Origin of the sequence: Ensifer adhaerens, assembly GCF_000697965.2 — a bacterium.
GTDB classification, from domain to species: Bacteria; Pseudomonadota; Alphaproteobacteria; order Rhizobiales; family Rhizobiaceae; genus Ensifer; species Ensifer adhaerens.
In genome coordinates, this window is sequence record NZ_CP015882.1 from 405549 (window position 1) to 425617 (window position 20069).

At 62.0% G+C, this 20069-nt stretch carries 19 protein-coding genes; 15 read left to right on the plus strand and 4 right to left on the minus strand.

From position 1 onward, the window contains the following. The first annotated feature begins 184 nt into the window (after window positions 1-184). The 4 genes from FA04_RS29555 to FA04_RS29570 are packed head-to-tail and all read left to right on the plus strand — an operon-like array spanning window position 185 to window position 3422. The gene (locus FA04_RS29555) at window positions 185-472 is read left to right on the plus strand and encodes a DUF971 domain-containing protein (protein WP_034791608.1); all 288 of its coding nucleotides are present in this window, start codon (window positions 185-187) and stop codon (window positions 470-472) included. 9 nt (window positions 473-481) lie between these two features. After that, window positions 482-2218 (plus strand): fumarate reductase/succinate dehydrogenase flavoprotein subunit, encoded by a 1737-nt coding sequence (locus FA04_RS29560; protein WP_034791611.1) that lies wholly within the window; start codon window positions 482-484, stop codon window positions 2216-2218. 12 nt (window positions 2219-2230) lie between these two features. Beyond that, entirely contained in the window at window positions 2231-2464 is a 234-nt protein-coding gene (locus tag FA04_RS29565) for a 4Fe-4S dicluster domain-containing protein (RefSeq protein WP_034791614.1), read from the plus strand. 1 nt (window position 2465) lies between these two features. Continuing rightward, a complete protein-coding gene (locus FA04_RS29570) occupies window positions 2466-3422 on the plus strand; it encodes a HEAT repeat domain-containing protein (protein ID WP_034791616.1) in 957 nt (318 codons plus the stop codon). A 19-nt stretch (window positions 3423-3441) separates the two neighbouring features. Here FA04_RS29570 and FA04_RS29575 read toward each other — a convergent pair whose 3' ends face one another. Next, a complete protein-coding gene (locus tag FA04_RS29575; RefSeq protein ID WP_034791875.1) occupies window positions 3442-4182 on the minus strand; it encodes a Crp/Fnr family transcriptional regulator in 741 nt (246 codons plus the stop codon). Window positions 4183-4693: 511 nt separating this feature from the next. Between FA04_RS29575 and FA04_RS29580 the strand changes: the two genes are divergently transcribed. The 8 genes from FA04_RS29580 (at window position 4694) to FA04_RS34675 (ending at window position 13308) form a co-directional block, all read left to right on the plus strand. Beyond that, window positions 4694-5281: a thioredoxin family protein gene (locus FA04_RS29580; RefSeq protein WP_034791617.1), complete on the plus strand. Its 588-nt coding sequence runs from the start codon at window positions 4694-4696 to the stop codon at window positions 5279-5281. 64 nt (window positions 5282-5345) lie between these two features. After that, window positions 5346-6974: an FAD-binding protein gene (locus FA04_RS29585; RefSeq protein ID WP_034791632.1), complete on the plus strand. Its 1629-nt coding sequence runs from the start codon at window positions 5346-5348 to the stop codon at window positions 6972-6974. 3 nt (window positions 6975-6977) lie between these two features. Next, window positions 6978-7307: a 4Fe-4S dicluster domain-containing protein gene (locus tag FA04_RS29590; RefSeq protein WP_034791661.1), complete on the plus strand. Its 330-nt coding sequence runs from the start codon at window positions 6978-6980 to the stop codon at window positions 7305-7307. A gap of 13 nt (window positions 7308-7320) precedes the next feature. Next, a complete protein-coding gene (locus FA04_RS29595) occupies window positions 7321-8157 on the plus strand; it encodes an ABC transporter ATP-binding protein (protein ID WP_034791663.1) in 837 nt (278 codons plus the stop codon). Window positions 8158-8168: 11 nt separating this feature from the next. Then, the gene (locus FA04_RS29600; RefSeq protein WP_034791665.1) at window positions 8169-9032 is read left to right on the plus strand and encodes an ABC transporter permease; all 864 of its coding nucleotides are present in this window, start codon (window positions 8169-8171) and stop codon (window positions 9030-9032) included. A 48-nt stretch (window positions 9033-9080) separates the two neighbouring features. Further along, window positions 9081-10106, plus strand: coding sequence for an aliphatic sulfonate ABC transporter substrate-binding protein (locus FA04_RS29605; RefSeq protein ID WP_034791668.1), 1026 nt, complete (start codon window positions 9081-9083; stop codon window positions 10104-10106). Between the two features lie 54 nt (window positions 10107-10160). Beyond that, window positions 10161-11600, plus strand: a complete 1440-nt coding sequence (locus FA04_RS29610) for an MFS transporter (RefSeq protein ID WP_034791677.1) — start codon at window positions 10161-10163, stop codon at window positions 11598-11600. A 655-nt stretch (window positions 11601-12255) separates the two neighbouring features. After that, window positions 12256-13308 carry a septal ring lytic transglycosylase RlpA family protein gene (locus tag FA04_RS34675; RefSeq protein WP_060644060.1) on the plus strand — a complete coding sequence of 351 codons (1053 nt, stop codon included), beginning with the start codon at window positions 12256-12258 and terminating at the stop codon, window positions 13306-13308. 177 nt (window positions 13309-13485) lie between these two features. Here FA04_RS34675 and FA04_RS29620 read toward each other — a convergent pair whose 3' ends face one another. Both FA04_RS29620 and FA04_RS29625 read right to left on the minus strand, forming a co-directional pair. After that, a complete protein-coding gene (locus FA04_RS29620) occupies window positions 13486-13689 on the minus strand; it encodes a cold-shock protein (RefSeq protein ID WP_034791723.1) in 204 nt (67 codons plus the stop codon). Between the two features lie 235 nt (window positions 13690-13924). After that, the gene (locus FA04_RS29625; RefSeq protein ID WP_034791724.1) at window positions 13925-14935 is read right to left on the minus strand and encodes a substrate-binding domain-containing protein; all 1011 of its coding nucleotides are present in this window, start codon (window positions 14933-14935) and stop codon (window positions 13925-13927) included. Between the two features lie 136 nt (window positions 14936-15071). On the opposite strand from FA04_RS29625, the gene FA04_RS29630 reads away from it, so the two are divergent. The 3 genes from FA04_RS29630 to FA04_RS29640 are packed head-to-tail and all read left to right on the plus strand — an operon-like array spanning window position 15072 to window position 18540. After that, the gene (locus FA04_RS29630; protein ID WP_034791726.1) at window positions 15072-16439 is read left to right on the plus strand and encodes a uracil-xanthine permease family protein; all 1368 of its coding nucleotides are present in this window, start codon (window positions 15072-15074) and stop codon (window positions 16437-16439) included. Further along, window positions 16436-17836: an amidohydrolase gene (locus FA04_RS29635; protein WP_034791728.1), complete on the plus strand. Its 1401-nt coding sequence runs from the start codon at window positions 16436-16438 to the stop codon at window positions 17834-17836. Before FA04_RS29630 ends, FA04_RS29635 begins: the two co-directional genes overlap by 4 nt. After that, a complete protein-coding gene (locus FA04_RS29640; RefSeq protein ID WP_034791730.1) occupies window positions 17833-18540 on the plus strand; it encodes a sulfite exporter TauE/SafE family protein in 708 nt (235 codons plus the stop codon). Before FA04_RS29635 ends, FA04_RS29640 begins: the two co-directional genes overlap by 4 nt. A 42-nt stretch (window positions 18541-18582) precedes the next feature. Here the strand turns inward: FA04_RS29640 and FA04_RS29645 are convergent, their stop codons facing one another. Then, window positions 18583-19827, minus strand: coding sequence for a DUF2325 domain-containing protein (locus FA04_RS29645; RefSeq protein WP_167550729.1), 1245 nt, complete (start codon window positions 19825-19827; stop codon window positions 18583-18585). Between the last annotated feature and the right edge of the window lie 242 nt (window positions 19828-20069).

Below are 20069 nucleotides of genomic sequence, written 5' to 3' on the forward strand. Positions count from 1 at the left end.
TGCGGCCACGATCGTGGGCGCCGGGTGCGGACGTGCGCTTCGTCGCCCGGCCTTACGGGCGTTGGCGCGCGTTCGTGGGGACCTCGTTCGGCTGCGACAGGGTCCCTATCGAAATGCCAAGGCAATTTATTGCGTGTGCGGGGCCCCCACCTTCCTAAAATGGTCGAACCATCAAGGAGCGCCCATGATCGCTATCAGTCTCAAGGTCAATGCTGCACGCAGCAGTCTCGCTGTCACGTGGGACGATGGGGCGGTTTCTCATATCCCGGCGACCGTGCTGCGGGCGCGCAGCCGCGCTGCCAGCCAGGTGCGCGCGGATATCGAAGGGCGCGCTGGTTCCTATGATGCCGTCACCCTCAGCGGTGCAGAGCCAATCGGCACCTACGCGATCCGGCTGGTTTTTTCCGATGGCCATGATCGCGGCATCTACCCCTGGCCCTACCTGCGCGCGATCGCCGACTCTACGTTTTGAGGAAGAAGCATGGACGATTTTATTGATGGCCTGTCGGAAGTTGCCTGCGATGTCCTGGTGATCGGCGGCGGAACCGCCGGTCCGATGGCGGCCTTGAAGGCGAAGCAGAAGAACCCTGCGCTGAACGTCGTGTTGCTGGAAAAAGCCAACGTGAAACGATCCGGCGCAATCTCGATGGGCATGGACGGGCTGAACAACGCCGTCGTGCCGGGCTATGCGACACCGGAGCAGTACACGAAGGAAATCACGATCGCCAACGATGGCATCGTCGATCAGGCGCCGGTCTTCAACTACGCATCACGCTGCTACGACATCATCCAGGAACTGGATCGCTTCGGCATCCGCTTCCAGAGGAATGCCAACGGCGACTACGACCTGAAGAAGGTCCATCACCTCGGCACTTATGTGTTGCCGATGCCGAATGGCGAAACGGTCAAGAAGGCGCTCTATCGCCAGCTGAAACGCGAGCGCATCCTGATTTCCAACCGCTTCATGGCCACCCGGTTGCTGACGGCGAAGGATGGTCGCATCGCCGGTGCCGTCGCCGTCAACACCCGCACGGCGGAATTTCTCGTGCTTCGGGCCAAGGCGGTGATCCTGTGCATGGGAGCGGCCGGTAGGCTCGGCCTGCCGCATTCGGGCTATCTGTTCGGCACCTACGAGAATCCCACGAACTCCGGGGATGGCTATGCCATGGCCTATCATGCCGGGGCGGCGCTCGCGAACCTCGAATGCTACCAGATCAATCCGCTGATCAAGGACTATAACGGTCCCGCCTGCGCTTACGTCGCCGGTCCGTTCGGCGCCTACACCGCCAACAGCGAGGGCAAGCGGTTCATCGAAAGCGATTACTGGTCCGGACAGATGATGCAGGAGTTTTACAATGAGCTGCAATCGGGAAAAGGCCCTGTCTTCCTGAAGCTCAACCATCTCCATCCCGACACGGTCGGTGAGATCGAAGACATCCTGCATCGGGTCGAGCGCCCCTCCCGTGGGCGGTTTCATGCGGCGCGGGGCACCGACTATCGCGACAAGATGATCGAGATGCACATTTCCGAGATCGGTTTCTGCTCCGGCCACAGCGCATCAGGCGTCTTCGTCGACGAATATGCGCGCACGACCGTGCCTGGCCTTTATGCTGCCGGTGACATGGCAAGCGTGCCGCACAACTACATGCTCGGAGCCTTCACAAACGGGGCGGTGGCTGGAGAGCATGCGGCAGAGGTGGCATTGGAAACCGACCTTCCGGACTACGATCCCGACTTCGTGCGGCTCGAGCGCGAGCGCGTTCTGGCGCCGACGCGTCGTGACGACGGAATTCCCCCCAACCAGCTCGAATACAAGGTGCGGCGCCTCGTCAACGACTACCTGCAGCCGCCCAAGGTGACGGCTCGGATGCAGATCGGCCAGCAACGATTGGCCGAGGCCAGGGACGACCTTGAGACAACCCTCGTCGCGCGCAACGCGCATGAGCTGATGCGGTCATTGGAGGTGTCGTCCATCCTCGATTGCGCGGACATGGCCGCCCATGCATCGCTCTATCGGACCGAAAGCCGCTGGGGCCTTTATCACAACCGGATCGATTATCCCGAAAAGGACGACGAGAACTGGTTCTGCCACACGCTGCTTCGCAAGATGAATGGCCGCATGAGCTCCGAGAAGCGCGCCATTGAGCCCTACATCGTTCCTATCGAGACCGAAGAGCGAACGGCCTACGAGCGTCTGCGCGTTTCCAACCAAGCCTGATCGAGGAGAGCCATGCCGCTTGCACTTTCCCCCACCACAGTTCCCGTCGTCGTCGACGAAGCGAAATGCATCGCCGACAAGGGCTGCACCGTCTGCGTCGAGGTTTGCCCGCTCGATGTCTTGCGTATCAGCGACCTCACCGGCAAGGCCTACATGAAGTTCGACGAATGCTGGTATTGCATGCCGTGTGAAACGGATTGTCCGACGGGCGCCGTTACCGTCAACATCCCCTACCTGTTGCGCTGACATGGCGACGTTCGATCCATTCGAGGATTTCGGCAATGCCGATGAAATTGTCGGCCGTCTCGCTGATGCGGATCCCGCCGTTCGCCGCCTCGCCGTCATCGATCTTGCCGAGACGGCGATGCCGGACAGTCTCCTGCATCTGCTGGCGATGGTTGGAGACAACGATGCGACCGTGCGCCTTCAGGTGGCGATGGCACTCGGCGATTTCGACACGATCGATGCCGCCAGCGGGCTGGCGAAACTCCTGATTGATCTGGATAGATCGGTGGCTTCTGCTGCGGCGGACAGCCTTGCCGAGTTGAAGGATCCGTCTGCGGTTCCCGCGCTCCTTTCGTTGCCTACACATCCGGACCCTTTTGTGCGCGCATCCGGTTTTCGCGGAATGAAGGGACTGCGCTCACGCGCAGCGCTTGGTCCCGCACTTAAAGCGATGTCGGACGAAAGCGCTCAGGTGCGGGCCGAGGCGCTGGGAGTGATCGCCTATCTCAAACTCGAAGAAACGCTGCCATCATTGATCGCGGCCACGCGCGACGCCGACGCTTCTGTCCGTGCGGAGGCGGTCAACGCCTTGTCGTTCACAAAACAGGTCGCAGCGGCCACCGCAGTTGCTGCGGCGCTACGGGACGATGTCTGGCAGGTGAGGGCGGCCGCGGCGCAATCGCTCGGGAGGATCGGCCAGGCATTTGCCGTCGGCGGTCTCGTTGCGGGATTAGCGGACGACTACTGGCAGGTCCGCCAGAAGTGTCTTGGCGCGCTCGGGAGCCTGAAGGCGCAATCGGCCGTGGCCGATATAGCGGCGCAGCTTGCGAGCGACCTGCCGTCGCTCCGCAAGGAGGCCGCGGCAGCGCTCGGCGAGATTGCCGATCCATCGGCGCGCGAGCCGCTGATGGCCCATGCCTCCGACACGGATCCCGATGTGCGAAAAACGGTGCGCTGGGCGCTGACCCGGATTGGTTGATTGCGATCGAAGCGCAATCTCACGCGCCGCGCTTCGACACCATCTCCATCAAGGCATGCGGGCGCTCGATGCGAATGTGGCGCGGCGACACGGATACAAGTCCGTCCTTCTGGAACCGCTTCATCATCATCGTCACCCATTGGCGGGTCGAACCGACCATGGCGGCGATCTGGTCATGGGTGACCTTCGCGTTGATGATGATGGCTCGCCCGTCCCGCACCCCGTGCAGATCGCCGAGATTGATCAGGAACTGGGCAAGGCGTTCGATGACGGAGCGGGTGCCCAGCATCTGCGCCATAGCCGAATAGCACCGTCCCTTGGCGGCCAGCCCCTGCAGCAGACAGAGCGCGAAATTTGGCATCTCGACGACCAGCTTCTTCAGCGCTGGCGCGGGAAGGAAGAGGATACGACAGTCGCTAAGAGCTTCTCCCGACCAGATGTGCACCCCGCCGCCCGTCATTTCCGGGCCGCCGATAAAATGGCCCTTCGTCCAGTAGGCCAATGTGATCTCGCGCCCCGACGGTGCGGTGTAAAAGACCCTGACGTCGCCGGCTTCGATGATGAAAATACCGCCGTGCCCGTCGCCCTGGTTGAAGATTGCTTCACCCGTTCGAAACGCAAGCTGGCGGCCCTGCGCTCTCAGCCTCGTCCATTCGTCGGGGGCAAGGGCATCGAGAAAATGCGCTCCTTCGTCGAGCCCGCCGATCGTTTCACTCAAGAAAAGGGCCTGATCACCGGGAAGAATGGCCGGGGCCGGCAGATCAACCGAGGGGGTGTGTTTGGGGCGTGCGTCCTGATTGGCGGTCACGCGGACGTCGAGGCTCACATCGCTCTCCTTCCACAGCGTAGATCGCCTTTAAATTATAGAAAATCTACCAATTAAGAAGAAAAATAATCGCGGTTTCGGAACTGGACTTGGAAGATTTTCGTCGAATCGATGTTTGAAGCGCCAGAGTCAGGAGGCCTTCCTGGGGCGCCGCACGCTCCCCCCTGTGAAAGTCGCCACGCGTCTGCTCGTTTTGCGAGATGAGCCTGGCCGGGGGCGTGGTTCGCGCCTGGAGCGATTGTTGTCCGCTCATGCGCCGTAGAACTTCGCGAGATCGACCGACGCGCGCGCTGCCAAAAGACCGCCGCTCCGAAACGAGAATCCGAGCCTTGTGTCCTTGCGCAGCAAGATTATCTCCGCGGCCTGCAATCCGGAGAAAATTTATATCTATAAAATCTATGTGTTTTATGAGGTAATATTTCTATTGGCTTGCCAGGAGGATACCGTGCCCAAAACCGAATCCAATCCCATTACACTTGGAACCCGCGCGGCGGACTTCACGTTGCCCGATGCCGATGGCAACCTGTTCACGTTGGCCGAGTTCAAGGACAGCCCGGCGCTGCTCGTCGCCTTCATCTCCAACCGCTGCCCCTTCGTGGTGTTGATCCGCGAGGAACTGGCGAAATTTGCGCGCGACTATGCCACGCAGGGGCTTGCCGTCGTCGCGATCAACAGCAACGACGCCAAGACGCATCCGGAAGAAACGCTGGAGCGGATTGGTGTAGAGGCAAAGACTCACGGCTATGGCTTCCCCTATCTGAAGGACGCGTCGCAAAGTGTCGCCAAGGCCTTTGGTGCGGCCTGCACTCCGGACTTCTTTCTCTATGACCGAGATCGCAAGCTTGCCTATCACGGCCAGTTCGACGAAGCCCGGCCCGGCAACGGCAAGGATGTGACGGGCGCGGATCTGCGCGCTGCGGTCGACGCGGTCCTGAAGGGCGAAGCTGTCGGCGCCGGCCAGGTGCCCTCGATCGGCTGCAACATCAAGTGGTCGGCTGGCAACGAACCGTCCTGGTTCTCCACCGCAGCCTGATCCGCAATCGTGAAACGGCCGGCCGTACAGCCGGCCAACGCTTCCTTTTCTACACCGGGACATCATGGCATCGCGTCGCAAGGAACAGCCCACCGAAGACGGGCGCCACATCGAAACGGACGTGCTGGTTGTCGGTGGGGGCCCCGCCGCCGCCTGGGCGGCGCTTTCCGCTGCCGAGACCGGCGCGCGCGTCGTCTTGGCTGACAAGGGTTATCACGGCACGAGCGGTGCCACGGCTCCGTCCAACACGGGAACGTGGTGTGTGCCGCCGGGAGAAGGGCGCGCAGCCTCGGTCGAGCAACGTTTCAAGCGCACTGCCGGCCTTGCCGATCGTCGCTGGATGTTGCGCGCGGCTGACCGCGCCTACGAAAACCTCCTGAAGCTCGTCGAATGGGGCTATCCCTTTCCGAGCGAAGAGGATGGCAACCTCTATATCGCCAACCTGCGCGGTCCTGACTACATGCGCTTCATGCGCCAGCGTGTGCACAAGGCCGGTGTCACGATCCTTGACCACCATCCTATCCTGGAACTGCTTGGCGACGATCATCATGTCGGGGGGGCTGCGGGGCTTTCTCGCCGCAATGGCGCAAGCTTCTCCGTATCGGCCGGTGCCGTCGTGCTTGCCACCGGCGGCTGCGCCTTCTTCGAACGCATCCTCGGTGGCACGGGGCTCACCGGTGATGGCTATCTCTTCGCCGCAGAGGCCGGCGCGTCCCTTTCCGGCATGGAATTCACCGGCAAATACACGCTCGCCCCGCACGGTTCCTCGCTGAACAAGGGTTTGCCTTTTCGCTGGGCGACCTTCTACCGAGAGAACGGCGAGGTGCTGCGCGACGCCCGCGGTGAGCCGGTGACGAACGGTATCGGCGGCGGCGAGCGGCAAGTGGCCGAGGCCCTGCTGTCCGGCCCGGTCTATGCCCGGCTCGATCTTGCCGAACCCGCGATGCAGGACTGGCTGCGTCGTGGCCAGCCGAACTGTTTTCAGCCTTACGACCGGATGGGGATCAATCCCTTCGAGCACCTGTTCCGGGTCGACCTCAAATACGAGGGCACCGTGCGCGGCACCGGCGGTATCCGCATCGTCTCGTCCGACTGTGGCACCGACATTACCGGGCTTTACGCCGCCGGCGACGCGGCGAGCCGCGAAAACGTGACGGGTGGGGTTTCCGGTGGCGGCGCCATCAATGCCTCCTGGGCGATTGCCAGCGGCTGGTGGGCCGGTCACGGCGCCGCCCGGCATGCGAGCAGCAGAAAGTCCCGTGATGCCGCGCGCTTGCGGCCGCTCGGGTCGACGGGTTTGCGCGGCGCCGGCGAACGTGAAGACGTCAATCTCGCGGCCGCCGCCCGCGCGGTGCACGAGGAGATCGTGCCGCTCGACAGGAGTTACTGGCGCAAGGCCAGCGCCCTGGAGACAAGTCACCGCATTCTGGAAGGCGTGTGGGCCGGCCTCAACCAGGCAAAGCCAGCGGTCGGCATCGACCGACTTCGCGCACGAGAGGTGGCGTCGGTTACGGCGAGCGCCCGCTGGACGGTCGCGGCTGCGCTCTTGCGCACGGAAAGCCGGGGCGTGCACCGCCGGAGTGACTTTCCGACCGAGGACGACGGGCAGGCGAGCCGCACCGTCGTCTCCGGGCTCGATCAGGTGAGCGCCGTGCGTGAAGACCTCGCTTTCGAGACGGTTCGGGAGGGCTGAGCGATGATCGAGGTTATCTCCGTCGACCGCTGCATCCGCTGCGATATCTGCGAACGGATCTGTCCCGCCTTCGTCTTCGATCGCGACGAAACGGGTCTGCCGATCATTGCCCGGCAAGACGACTGCCAAACCTGTTTTCTCTGCGAAATCTATTGTCCGACGGATGCGCTCTATGTCGCCGAGGCGGCGCACGGACCAACAGGCATCGCGGAGGCCGAGGTGCTGGAACGCGACCTTTTTGGCGCCTACGCCCGCTCGCTCGGGTGGAACCGCGGCCGCGCCGGCGGCGCGCAAGATGATCCGACCCGTCACATCCGCGTGGCGCAGGTTTGAAGGGAGTTCGACCATGGAACGCATAGCTGTCAGCGCGCTGCGCAAGATCTTTACGCTCAAACAGGGCCAGACCGTAACGGTGGACGGTGTCGCCTCGAGCCGCATTGCGGTGCTGGATGGCGTCGACCTGACCATCAAACGCGGCGAATTCATCACGCTGGTCGGGCCGTCCGGCAGCGGCAAGTCGGTGCTGCTCGATGTCATTGCCGGATTGACCGAAGCGACCTCGGGCGTCGCTCGCATCGACGGCATCGAGGTCTCCAAACCGCATGCCCGCACCGCCTATGTCTTCCAGCAATATGCGCTTTTTCCCTGGCGAACAGCGCTGCAGAACATCGAATATGCCCTGGAGGTGCGTGGTGTGCCGGCGGCGGCGCGTCGCGAGAAGGCACGTCATTTCCTGCATCTCTTCGGCCTCAAGGGCTTCGAAGACCGCTTCCCCTCGCAGCTTTCCGGCGGCATGCAGCAGCGCGTGGCAATCGCCCGGGCGCTCTCCACCGATCCGCAGGTGCTGCTGATGGACGAGCCCTTCGCGGCTCTTGACGCCCAGACGCGCGACATCCTGCAAAGCGAACTGTTGCGCATTTGGGAACAGATCAAGACGACCGTCGTATTTGTCACCCATTCGATCGACGAGGCGATCTACCTCGCCGACCGCGTGGTCGTGATGACAGCGCGCCCGGCGAGCGTCAAGGAAATCGTCGAGATTGACCTGCCGCGCCCGCGCGACCTCGATATCCGCAACAGCGCGGCCTTCAATGCCTATCGGGGCCGCGTCTGGGAAAGCTTGCGTGACGAGGTCGTCAAGGCCCAGCGCGATTGGGCGCTCGCATCCAACTATACCAACTAAGGGAGGATCCGATGAGTCTGATCGCCGACCGTAACCTGCCGCTCCGCCGGACATTTTCATCGCGCCGAAAGCGCGCCGCGGAGAACCCGCCGACGGTTCTCGGTGAAGCCTTCTCAACCATTACGCTGGGCCTGCCGGCGCTCGTCGCCTTCGCGCTTCTCTGGGAGATCGCGCCACGCGCCGGCTGGATCAACGCGCTGTTCTTCCCGCCACTCAGCCAGGTGCTCTCGGTCCTGTGGGAGATGATCGCCTCGGGTCAGCTTGCCGACCACATCGGCATCAGCCTGCAGCGCGCCGCGATCGGCTTTTCGCTTGCCGTTGTTGTCGCCGTACCGCTTGGTCTTTTGATGGGGCGCTATCCGCTCTTCGAAAAGGCCTCGGACTTTCTCGTCCAGACCCTGCGCAATACCTCGCAGTTCGCGCTGCTGCCGGTCTTCATCCTTTTGCTCGGCATCGGCGAGGCGTCAAAGATCGCCATCACATTCTACGCGGCCGTCTTCTTCCTGCTGATCAACACCATCGTCGGTGTGAAGTCGGTCGATCCACTGCTGGTGAAGGCAGCGCGTTCCATGGGAACGTCTGACTGGGATCTCTTCAAGAAGGTCATTCTGCCCTCGGCCGTTCCCTCGATTGTCGCGGGCGCTCGGCTTGGTGTGAAGACCTCGCTCTTTTCGGTCATCGCCGCGGAGATGCTCGCGGCCCAATCCGGCATCGGCTACCTCATCCAGAATTCGTCGCTGATGCTGGAAACAGACCGGATGTATGCCGGCATCCTGACGCTGACGATCATCGGCCTCCTGCTGAACTACTTGCTCGTCGCTGGGGAACGACGCGCCACCCGCTGGCGCGGCGACGGCGAAAGCGGCCCGAACTGAGCCCCAGCCTCTCTTCCAACGAACACGCGATTTCGAAAGGATCCATCCATGACATCGAATTCACTCCGCCGCACATTGTTGAAGCTCGCCTTGGCGCTATCGTTCCTGCCGGCGGCGGGTGGCGCGCCGGCCTTTGCCGACGACGCGAAGCCCGAGGTCATCCGCATCGGCTCGACCGCGCCGGGCCACCTGAAATTCATCCTTTATCGCAACAAGAAACTGCTGGAAGACGAGTTCGCCAAGGACGGCATCAAGATCGAGCTGACGACATTCGATGGCGGTTCCGCTGCAACGGTTGCGCTCGGTTCGGGAGCGATCGACTTCACCTATATCGGCAACAACCCGTCGCTTCGTCTGGCGGCGACCGGGGCCGACGTGAAGCTCATCGGCCTTTCGAGCTGGAACCGTTCGAACGAGACGCAGATCGTCGTCAAGCCGGAGTCTGCGATCCAGAAGATTGAGGACCTGAAGGGCAAGAAGGTCGCCTATCTCTCAGGCACGGTGCGTCATTCGACCTTCGCCAAGGCCCTGCAGGCCGCAGGTCTTTCCCTCGCGGACGTGGAAAGCCTGAACCTCGGTATCGACAGTTCCGGCCCGGCGCTGGCCCGTGGTGACGTCGATGCCATCGTGGAAAGCACCGGCCCGGTGCAGACGCTTGTTGAAAAGGGCGGAGCGCGGGTGATCTTCGACGCCGGCGTGTCGGGCAGCCCCGATTGGGCGGTTCCACATCTTCTCAGCGTCAACGGTGAATTCGCCCGCAAGTATCCTGAAATCGTGACACGTCTGCTGGCTGTCGATATTGCGACTGCCCGCTGGGCCGACGCCAACCCGGAAGAGACGACTACGATCTTTGTCAAGGAGACAGGCAGCAGTGACAAGGCAGTCCGCGCCACCTACCCGGATGGAAAGTTCTTCCAGGACCCGGAAATCACGGATGCGGCAGTGAAAGCGCTTCAGGGGGAGGAGGCCTTCATGGCCGAGGCCGGGCTGCTGAAGGGCAAAGTCAATTATGAGAGCTGGATTGACCGCTCCTTCTACGACGCAGCTCTAAAAAGAGTTGCTGCCAGCAATTGATCCTGTAGGTTCGGGCGGCGGCGCACCTGCGTCTCCGCCCTCTCTTCTTCTTGAATGATGTCCTCCATTTCCTCTTCTCCACTTCCGTTTCACCGCACCCGCATCGTCCCGGCCGTCGTGGCCGTGGCCTTTTTCATGCAGATGCTCGACAGCACGATCATCGCAACCTCGCTGCCGGCCATGTCCAAGGCCTTCGCGACGGATGTGGTGGCGCTCAACATTGGCTTCACCTCCTATCTTCTTGCGATGGCCGTGTTTATTCCGCCGGCCGGATGGCTCGCCGAGCGTTTTGGCGCGCGAGAGGTCTTTCTTGCCGCTATCGCGCTGTTCACGCTCGCCTCCGTTGCTTGCGGCTTCTCGGCGTCGCTTGGTCAATTCACCGTGGCTCGGCTCTTCCAAGGTGCGTCCGCAGCGCTGATGACGCCGGTTGGGCGTCAGCTCGTACTGCGCGATGCACCGAAGGCGGAATTGGTGCGGGCAATCGCCACCATCACCTGGCCGGCTCTGATTGCCCCCGTCATCGGGCCTCTGATCGGTGCCTGGATTACAACCCACGCCGGCTGGGAGTGGAACTTCTTCATCAATCTGCCTCTCGGCATATTCGGTGTCGTGCTCGTTGCCTTTTTCGTGCCGCGCGTGCCTGCGGAGGGAGCGCGGCCCTTTGATGTGACCGGCGTCTTGCTGACTGGAGGCGCGCTCGCACTCACCCTTGGCGGTCTGGAGCTTTCCAGTTCATCCTCGGGTGGGACCGCTTCACTTGGCCTTCTGGTGGCCGGTCTTTTCGCCGGCTTTTTTGCAGTCCGCCATCTGCGGCGCGCTGCGCATCCCCTGCTCGACATGACAGTGCTGAAGATCCCGACTTTCGCCTTCGCAACGCTTTCGGCGGGCACCGCCGGGCGGCTTGCCGTCAATGCGACGCCATTTCTGCTGCCGCTGCTCTTCCAGGTTGGTTTGGGTTTCAATGCGGTGGAGACGGGCTCGCTGGTCTTCGTCTACTTTCTCGGCAACCTTTTGATGAAGAGCGTCACCACACCGGCTCTGCGTCTTTTCGGCTTCCGCAGCCTTCTTGTCGTAAATGGCATGATCGCCGCCACGACGATCGGTGCCTTCGCATTCGTCGACGGAGAAACGCCGCGCATTGTCATGTGGGTGCTGCTGATTGCCTGCGGCCTTTCCCGCTCGATGCAGTTTACGGCGCTGACGACGATCGCCTTCGCGGATGTACCGCCTGCTCAGCGAAGCGCGGCGACGACGATTTCGGCGATGCTGCAGCAACTCTCCCAACTGCTTGGCATCGCCGTTGCCGCAGCCGTCATTCGCTTCGCATCCTATCTGGGCGGGGGAGGAGGCGATTATAATATGCTTCCGGATATTCGCGCCGCCTTCCTCTTTATCGCCGCCATAGGCTTCGTGTCGGCGCTTCGCTTTCTCGCACTGTCGTCCGACGCGGGTGCTGAGGTTTCCGGCCACCGTGGTCGCCCTGTCGTCGGATAAGGCGGCGTAACAGAAACCGCGGTTCGCGCAGCCTTTGGAAACGGCCAGCGATCAGACATATGGCGTATTCCTCAAGAGAGCAGACAGGTTTCGGTGCGACCTGCCGGCGGTAACGACCTTGGGCTTCGAAGACAGAGAAGAAGAGCCACTGGCGACTTTTGAGCGGAGATCGCCAAAGAGCCGGGGAAAGACCGGCGGAGGCGCCGGGCGAAAACTTCCTTCCCATTTTCAAGGCTAGAAGTTTCGCCTGACCTCCCGGTCTGCGGTTCGTAAGCAGGGTACGGCACAAATCGGCGGCCGGGGCGAAGCGCCGGCTTTGTTCGTCTGCGAGGGTAAGTTCGCCTTCGATGCGTTTCAGCCATCGTTTCGCTTCCGCCGGCTGACACCCAAATAGACGGTGCTCTTTCATCGGTGCGACACAGTCGACGAACTCGACTTTTTATTTCCGCCTCTGATCGTAACGGTCGGGCAGATATGCCCTGGGTCGGGAGGGCGGAACCATTCGCTCGTAGCCTCATTTTACCGAGGTATCATAGATGGAGCGGACCAACGGCACGCCCCAGATTGCGCCTGGTGTCGACCAGCCCCTCACTGCTGCGTCGCCTGTCTCGCGTCTCCACTGCGCATTGCGATCGCGTGTGTCGAGTTGCAGTCGATGGTGAACGGGATGGGAGATGGAATAGCAGCGACCGTTAAAGTCATGCGCTGGTTGGCAATTACGATGTTCTGTGCGTTCGGTGGAGCCTGCACCACGACATTTACGCCCGACATGACCAGCCTGAAGGCGCATTCTCCCGCCACGCTGCACCGTGTCTATGTCAAAATGCCAGATGCTTCCGGCAAAAGAACCTCGCAGCGTGCCGGCCATTATACTGTCGGCAAGCCTTACGTGGTCAAAGGCAAGCGTTACTATCCGAAGGAGGAACCGGGCTACGATCGAAGCGGCATTGCCTCCTGGTACGCTCGGGGGTTTCAAGGGCGGCGGACCGCAAATGGCGAGACTTACGATCCGGGCCGCCTCTCCGCCGCGCATCCGACACTTCCCTTGCCCAGCTACGTGCGGGTGACAAATCTCACAAACGGCTCGTCGGTCGTTGTGCGCGTCAATGATCGTGGCCCTTTCCACAAAGGACGTTTGATCGATATTTCCAGCAAGGCAGCAGAGATGCTGGATATGACGCGCCGCGGGACAGCGTACGTCCGGGTACAATATGTGGGGCGCGCCGCTCTAAACGGAGATGACATGGCGTTTCTCATGGCGTCACAAAGGAAGCGCCAGGGTCCCCTTGGCGTCAATCGGCCAATCGGCGCGCAGGTCGCCGGCAAACCGCTTACCAGCTACGGTGAGCGCAGCACCCTGTTCGTCGGCTCGAAATCTGCCGGTAACTTTCTGGCTGCCTCTCGTTTGGGGGGACGGGAGGCTGCGTATGCGCTCTGGGCTTCCCAGGCACACCACTTGGCACCCCTCGGCAAGGCAAGTATTGCAAGGGAAACCGCGATTTTTGCCGAATGCTGTTTGAACAATGAGCGGGTGGGCGAGAAATCTGTGTTGCAGGCGTTTCTCCCGGCAGCTTTCGATCGCAAAAGCCACCGGACCGGAATGACTGGCCGACGATCGCCAGCAAGGCGACGACGGGGAGACCCGGAAACCGGCCATATCCGGTGGTGTGAACGTTGCCAGAGCGCGTGGCGTGCGTGTCGAGGGTGAGCCGGAAGCTTCAGAGAAGTTAGCCGGACCAGAATTATGCGCTCAGTTTCCGTTTTGTGCGTTGGGATCGCCTGCAAAAAAGGAGGACCCGACGGCCTCGCGAGACGACATCATAATATTTCCCGGCCGCTGGCGCGGCCGGAATCAAGCGAATTCCCGAAGCTTGGTATCCGAAGTTCAGGCTGACCTGACGTTTTCGGCCTTCGATTTTCCGGTCTTGCGGTCCTGGCCAAGTTCATAGCTGACCTTTTGACCGTCGCGCAGTGACGTTGCGCCCTCAAGCGCCGACACATGGACAAAAACGTCCGGTCCGCCATTGTCAGGCGTGATGAAGCCAAAACCCTTGTCCTGGTTGAAAAACTTTACGGTACCGGTTGCCATAGTCATCCTCGTCAGCTGAGTGCTCTGCGTTTTGCCGGAGCACCATATCCAGCGCCTGCCTTAGCGGCAATCGCGCATGTTGGCAAAACTTAATTTGCTGAGCCGGACCTTCTTCCTTCATACCAGGGGCCGTTTAGACCCTGGATAAAGGCGGCAATGGCGACGGCGCGACAGTCACGACGTTAAACGCGGCCGCGCGGCTGTCCGGCCATCGCGCTCTCGGCTTGAGCGTTCCTCAGATGGTATCACACGAAATCATCGAAGAGGGTCGCAGGATCAGACCTGGTGGCGAGAGATCACTTGGTTCGACGTTCACCTGCTCCAATCGCGCCAAGAGCAGGTTGACTGCGGCTCCTGCCACCTCACCAAGGTGCAGATCAACTGCGGTCAGCGGAGGGGTGGCGAGTTTGGCGCGCATGCCGTCATAGCGGGTCGCGATCCGAAGGTCGTGGGGGATCTGGCGACCGGTGGCGCGGGCCGCGTTGAGAACGCCTGTCGCAAAGGCGTCGACCGGCACGCAAAGGGCCGAGATCGAGGGATTGGCGCGCAGCAAGCTTTCAGCAGCGATTGCTGCCGCTTCTTCGCCCCCCTGTTCGTCGATGCGGATGGCGCGTGGCGTAAAGCCGCTTCCGGCCATGCGCTGCGCATACACAGCCTCCATCTCGATATAGGAATTGCGCCTTTGTTCACCCGTTATCAAGCCGACCTGACCGTCGCCCGCAAGCAGGTGATCGAGCAGCAGATGCGCCGTTGCGGCGCTCTGCAAATCCACGAACGGAAGATCGTCTCGGCCGGGCGCACGCCCGATGCACACGACCTCGGTCCCGCGGGACGAAAAGAAATCCAGCACCGGGTCGTCTCGTTCCGGCTCCACGACGATGGCGCCGTCCACCTCAAGCGCGTCGAGGCGGTCGCGGGGCCCGAGTGGAGGAACGAGGCAAAGGGAAATACCCCTGGCAAAAGCCGTCACGGCGGCGGCAGCAGCAATTTCCATGAGGAAGCCCAGCCTCGACGGTCCGGCGGCCACCGCAAAGGGCATCGATGAAACCAGTGCGATAGATCCGGCTCTGCCGGTGCGCAAACGCTGCGCACGGTGATTGGGACGATAGCCCATTTCCTGCGCCAGCGTTTCGATGCGCTTGCGCGTTTCCGGCTCGACGTAACGTCGGCCGCTGAACGCGTGCGAAACAGTTGTGACCGAGACTCCAGCCGCCTTGGCAAGGTCGGCGATAGTAGGTTTTCCCATCAGCCCTCCGATGAACGTCTTCTATCACGCCGATCGCACCGAAGCAAAACGATTTGCAAAGGCGCGATTGTGTGTTAGTGGATGCGCATGCAAAACGATTTGCATAACGGCTTGAGGAGGCCGGGAGGAGGAAAACATGCAGAGTGAATTGAATGGAGTGGTCGAGCCGGTCGATGAGGGGCAGCCGCTTCGCAGCCTGTTCCTGTTTGGCCTTCAACACGTGCTGGTGATGGCCGCGTCTCCCATCACCGCCGTCTTTCTTGTCAGCAAGGCCCTTGGGTTTTCGGACGCGGTGACAGTCTCGCTCATCAGCGCAACCTTTTTCGTCTGTGGCCTTGGCTCGATGCTCCAGAGTTTCGGGCCAAAGGGGTTTGGTGCACGCCTGCCCTTCGTGATGGTGCCGGGAGGCGCGCCAATTGCCATCTTTCTGGCGATCGCCCAGCAGACGGACATCCAGACAGCCGTCGGTGCCGTCATCGTAACGGCTCTCTTTTACTTTCTGGCGCTGCCGGTCTTCCGCAGGCTGCTGCGTTACTTTCCGCCGATCGTCGTTGGAACGATGCTGTTGCTGGTCTCCGTCAATCTTGTGCGCATCTATGGCGTGACCATCACCGGAAAGCCTGGCAGCGAGGGCTTCGCAGCGCCCGTCGAGGTCGGACTGGCACTGATCACCATGATCCTTACAGTCGCTGCCGCGCGGGTCTTTTCTGGAACGCTCCAGCGGCTCGCCGTCATGCTCGGACTGGTCGGTGGTGCGCTCGTCGCGCTCGCCATCGGCCACATGGATCTGTCGGGTGTGTTCACCGGGCCGGTCATCGCCGTTCCGCAATTATTTCCCTTCGGCATGCCGAAGTTCGACCTCGTCGCAGCCATCCCGCTGATCGTGTTCTCGATCATTTCCATGGCGGAGGCGACCGGTCAGACGATCGCGACGGCTGAAATCGTCGGCCGCCGGGGAGATGCCCATGCGATCGTGCCTTCGACCATCCGCGGCGATGCACTGATGTCGCTCGTCGGTGGCCTGTTCGGCACATCGCTGATCATCACCAGCGGCGAGAACGTCGGTATCGTGCGCGCGACCGGCGTCAAGTCTCGCTATGTGACCGCGATGGCGGGCGCCATCCTCGTTCTCATCGCGCTCTTCGCCCCGATTGGCCGGATGGCCACGGCTTTGCCTGAGGCCGTCGTCGGCGGCACGGCAGTCATCGTCTTTTCGATTATTGGCGTCATCGGGATCGACCTCCTGCGTCGCGTCGATCTGCGCGAACATGGCCCCATGTTCACCCTCGCGGCCGCCCTCTCGATGGGTCTGCTGCCGATCCTGGTGCCCGGTGTCTACAGCCAGTTTCCGCAATGGACGCAGATGATCCTCGGCAACGGACTTGCCGCAGGCACGATCACCGCCGTCGTCGTCAACGCCATCTTTTCACATTGGGGCCAAGCCGGACGATCCGAAATTGCGGCGGCGCCCCTGCAATCCACCACTCAAGGAGCAAGCGAGTGAGCGCAATCCGCCAACAACTATCGACCGCCGGCGACCTCATGCTGCGCCCAGGACAAGTTCTTCTGCCGGATGGCCCGCGCACCGGAAAAGCCATCGTCGTGCGCGATGGCGTCTTTCAGCGGATCGATACCGTGGAAGCGATCGCCCGGGACTTCCCCGAGATTGTTCCGATCGACCTGCCCAACCATCTCCTGATGCCCGGTTTCGTCGATACCCATACGCACCTGACCCAGTCGCTTGGCAAGGCCCTCGTCTTTGGAGAACCGTCGGAAATCTTCCGGCGGATCTGGGTGCCGCTGGAAGGCAGTCTCAACGAGCGCATGGTCTATCTCTCGGCAAAGCTTGCCGCATTGGAAGCGCTGCGTGGGGGGTTCACGACCGCCGTCGATGCCGGCACCCGCTCAAAGGGTCATGTCGGCGCTCTGGTGCGGGCTGCAGGGGAGGTGGGGCTTCGCAGCGTCGTCGGCTTTATCTGCAACGATCTTTCGGGAAGTGCGCAGATCGCCGAACCCGGCGTCATCCTGCGCCAGGCGGAAGAGCACGTCTCCACCTACAGGCAGGACCCGCTGATCCATCCCTCGCTGGCGATTTCGATCCCGGAGGCCGCAACTGACGGAATGCTCAAAGCGGTTTCCGAATTGGCAGCCGCGTCCGGGGTGGTGTTCCAGACCCATGTCAACGAACACCTTGTTGCCGTCGAACGCTCGTTGGCAGCGAAAGGATTGCGACCGATCGAGCACCTGGCGCATCTGGGCGTTCTTGGGCCTCAGGTCCTCCTCGCGCACTCGACGCTCGTCACGCCGCATGAACTCAATCTTTTGCGCGAGACAGGCACGGCTGTCGCTTACAATCCCGTCGCCACCCTGTGGAAGGGGAATGCCGTCGCACCAGCCCTGCAAATGGCAGCGCTCGGCATGCGGTTCGGGCTCGGAACGGACGGAACCCGCGCCGACGCGTTCCGTCTGATGGACGCAGCCGAGGGCCTCCAGCGCGCGGGGTTTGGTCTTGCAACGGGGGATTCTTCCTGCGGCGGCGGCTGGCTGTGGCTCGACCGGGCAACATCCGGCGCCGCAGACGCTGCAGGCCTGTCTCATGTGACCGGCTCGATCACCGAAGGTCTTGCCGCCGATTTCCTGCTCGTCGACCTCGATCGACCCGAGTTCACGCCCTCGCACGATCTGACGTGGGAGCTTGTCCGCTACGGCAATCGCGATCAGATCGACGCGGTCTTTACCAGCGGCCAGCTTCGGCTTTGGCAAGGCTGGCCGATTGATTGGGACGCCCGGGCACTGCTCGAAGAGGTGAGAGGCGAAACGGCGACCGCCATTGCCGAAGCGCCGATCCAGCGCATTCATCCGCTCTCCGAAGCACATCGCCGCCTTGGACAATACCGATGAGTCTTGGTCTTCTTGCCGTTCTGGCTGCCGTGACATTAGTTTCGGCCTTCATTCAAGGGGCGCTCGGCATTGGCTTCGCCCTGATCGTCGCGCCGATCGTCGGTATGCTGAAGCCCGATCTTCTGCCGGTGACCCTGCTTTTGCTGATGCTGCCGCTCAATCTGCATGTGGCGGCGCGAGAGCGTGCCCATGTCGACTGGTCAGGCGCGACCTGGATCACGATCGGACGCTTCGCGGGAACGTTTGCTGGCCTTTGGCTGCTGGCAGCGCTTTCCATCGAACAACTGGATCTTGCCGTCGGTGTGTTCACGGTGGTCGCAGCCGTCACCGCGCTCATAGCCCCGCCGTTCACGCCGAACAGGCCGAGTGCGCTCGGGGTCGGATTGTTTACGGGCGTCACCGAAACTGCCACGGGTATCGGCGGCCCGCCGCTTGCGCTGCTCTACCAGCATGCCAAGGCGCCGGTGCTAAGGGCAACGGTGGCCCTTTGCTTCTTCGTCGGCGAGGTCATGTCCCTCGTCGTGCTGGCCATATCCGGGCGCGTTGGGTCAGAGCAACTGCTCGTCGCCCTCTACCTGACGCCGGCGGTTCTGCTCGGAAGCGCGGTCTCAAAGCACGTGCATGGCCGCATCGGCGGCCGCGGTCTTCGGATCGCCGTTCTGGGCTTTGCCATCGTCAGCGGATTGTTCCTTATCGTCCGGTAAACGAGGCTCTCTCGTTAACCGGCCGTCGGCAGACCACCGGAGCTAGAAACGTCCATAGGCGCCGCCGGCGCCGCTGATGGCCGTGAGGAAACTGGCAAGTCCGGCAGAGCGAAGCGGCAGGTATTGTTTTTGCTGCTCGCGGCAAAGGCGTTTGACCAGGCCCACCGCCGAGTGACTGATGTGATCGACCGGAAAGAGGATCGTCGCTGCCTGCCCGACGAGGGCGGGCAAGAGCGTCGTGCTGTCTTCCATGCCTCCGTCGTGGAGGAGGAGGTCGATGTTGCGCACTCTTGCGTAGGCTCGAAGATGATCAAACAGATTGCGTCGGCCGCCGACATAGAGCACGGGGCCGCTGAGCTGTGCGGGCGGCGCGCTGCCGTCGTCTCTGAGCTGAGCTGTGATTGCCGTCTCGAGGGCTTCGTTTTCGCGTAGGACCGCATAACGCAGATCCTGCATCTGCTCCAGTTCCCGCTGAAGAGCATCGGATTTCTCCTCAGACGCGGCAAGGCGCTGGGCGAAGGCCTCGTTGCGCGTCACGTCCGCTTCGTTGCTTGCGGATAGACCCCTCGTGCTTTTTGCAATGCGCGCCAAGGGTGCGACCGACGCGGCGATTGCTTCGGCGTGGATCGCTCGCTCCTCCAATCGCCGGAGGCGCTGTTGCAGGGCGATCCGCTCATCGGCGGCCGCCTTCAGACGCGTCTCCTGCCGGGCGGTTCGTTCGCGTTCCTGTTCGAGTTCCCTTTCCAGCTCTGTCAGTCGTGCGATGTCGAGCCGACTTGCGCTGCCGACAAGGTGCGACAGCATATGCACTTCTCCGAAGATCTCGCGCATTAGTGCTGGCGATGTTCCCGGATGGCTCATCAGTGCCCAATACGGACCGGCGATGTCGCCGCGCTCGAAGGAATTGCGCCAGATGTTTCGGAGTTCGTCTTGATCGGCCTGCCGGGGAATGCGCTTGATGTTGCTCTCGTGGCGCTTGTCGAGCGCCTTGTTGAGCAACTTTGCCGCCTGATCCCGTTGACCAGCAAGCCACACGCCTCGACCGTGCAGGGTATGGTCCGTCGCAGTGCGCACATCGTCTTGTCCGGTCCTGATCAGGACCTGGCGCAATTCTCCCGCCGTCAGGCAGGTGCCGATGATCGAGCAATGAAATGTCGAGGCAATGTCCCAGGTCCGCAAGCGATGGGCACTGATCTTGGGTGTGTGGCCATCCGGGGATGCAGCGAAGGACAAGGCTGCGGCAGGCAGGGGGACACCGTGGGATTTGAGACGGGGCAACGTGGGCATGGGCGTTCCGGAGCTAGGGCAGTTGCTGGCACTTCGCGACGCGGCCGTCCGCATTGCACATCCGCGAACGGGCCTTTCATCACAGGTAAACCCAATTAGCGTTATGTTTCAAGAAATATAACGCTGAGGAAAACGCGCGCCCGAACGGGAACCACAGAATTCCCGCGCAGTTTTCGTCATTGCGTCGTTCAGCGAACAAACGTGCATGTCTGAAACGGAGCGCTGCCTAGGGGTTTCCCGCA

Bases quoted from the DNA above. Each gene is read 5' to 3' on its own strand.
- FA04_RS29555 (WP_034791608.1), top strand. From the start codon at position 185: ATGATCGCTATCAGTCTCAAGGTCAATGCTGCACGCAGCAGTCTCGCT.
- FA04_RS29560 (WP_034791611.1), top strand. From the start codon at position 482: ATGGACGATTTTATTGATGGCCTGTCGGAAGTTGCCTGCGATGTCCTG.
- FA04_RS29565 (WP_034791614.1), top strand. From the start codon at position 2,231: ATGCCGCTTGCACTTTCCCCCACCACAGTTCCCGTCGTCGTCGACGAA.
- FA04_RS29570 (WP_034791616.1), top strand. From the start codon at position 2,466: ATGGCGACGTTCGATCCATTCGAGGATTTCGGCAATGCCGATGAAATT.
- FA04_RS29585 (WP_034791632.1), top strand. From the start codon at position 5,346: ATGGCATCGCGTCGCAAGGAACAGCCCACCGAAGACGGGCGCCACATC.
- FA04_RS29590 (WP_034791661.1), top strand. From the start codon at position 6,978: ATGATCGAGGTTATCTCCGTCGACCGCTGCATCCGCTGCGATATCTGC.
- FA04_RS29595 (WP_034791663.1), top strand. From the start codon at position 7,321: ATGGAACGCATAGCTGTCAGCGCGCTGCGCAAGATCTTTACGCTCAAA.
- FA04_RS29600 (WP_034791665.1), top strand. From the start codon at position 8,169: ATGAGTCTGATCGCCGACCGTAACCTGCCGCTCCGCCGGACATTTTCA.
- FA04_RS29605 (WP_034791668.1), top strand. From the start codon at position 9,081: ATGACATCGAATTCACTCCGCCGCACATTGTTGAAGCTCGCCTTGGCG.
- FA04_RS29610 (WP_034791677.1), top strand. From the start codon at position 10,161: ATGATGTCCTCCATTTCCTCTTCTCCACTTCCGTTTCACCGCACCCGC.
- FA04_RS34675 (WP_060644060.1), top strand. From the start codon at position 12,256: ATGGTGAACGGGATGGGAGATGGAATAGCAGCGACCGTTAAAGTCATG.
- FA04_RS29620 (WP_034791723.1), bottom strand. From the start codon at position 13,689: ATGGCAACCGGTACCGTAAAGTTTTTCAACCAGGACAAGGGTTTTGGC.
- FA04_RS29625 (WP_034791724.1), bottom strand. From the start codon at position 14,935: ATGGGAAAACCTACTATCGCCGACCTTGCCAAGGCGGCTGGAGTCTCG.
- FA04_RS29630 (WP_034791726.1), top strand. From the start codon at position 15,072: ATGCAGAGTGAATTGAATGGAGTGGTCGAGCCGGTCGATGAGGGGCAG.
- FA04_RS29640 (WP_034791730.1), top strand. From the start codon at position 17,833: ATGAGTCTTGGTCTTCTTGCCGTTCTGGCTGCCGTGACATTAGTTTCG.
- FA04_RS29645 (WP_167550729.1), bottom strand. From the start codon at position 19,827: ATGCCCACGTTGCCCCGTCTCAAATCCCACGGTGTCCCCCTGCCTGCC.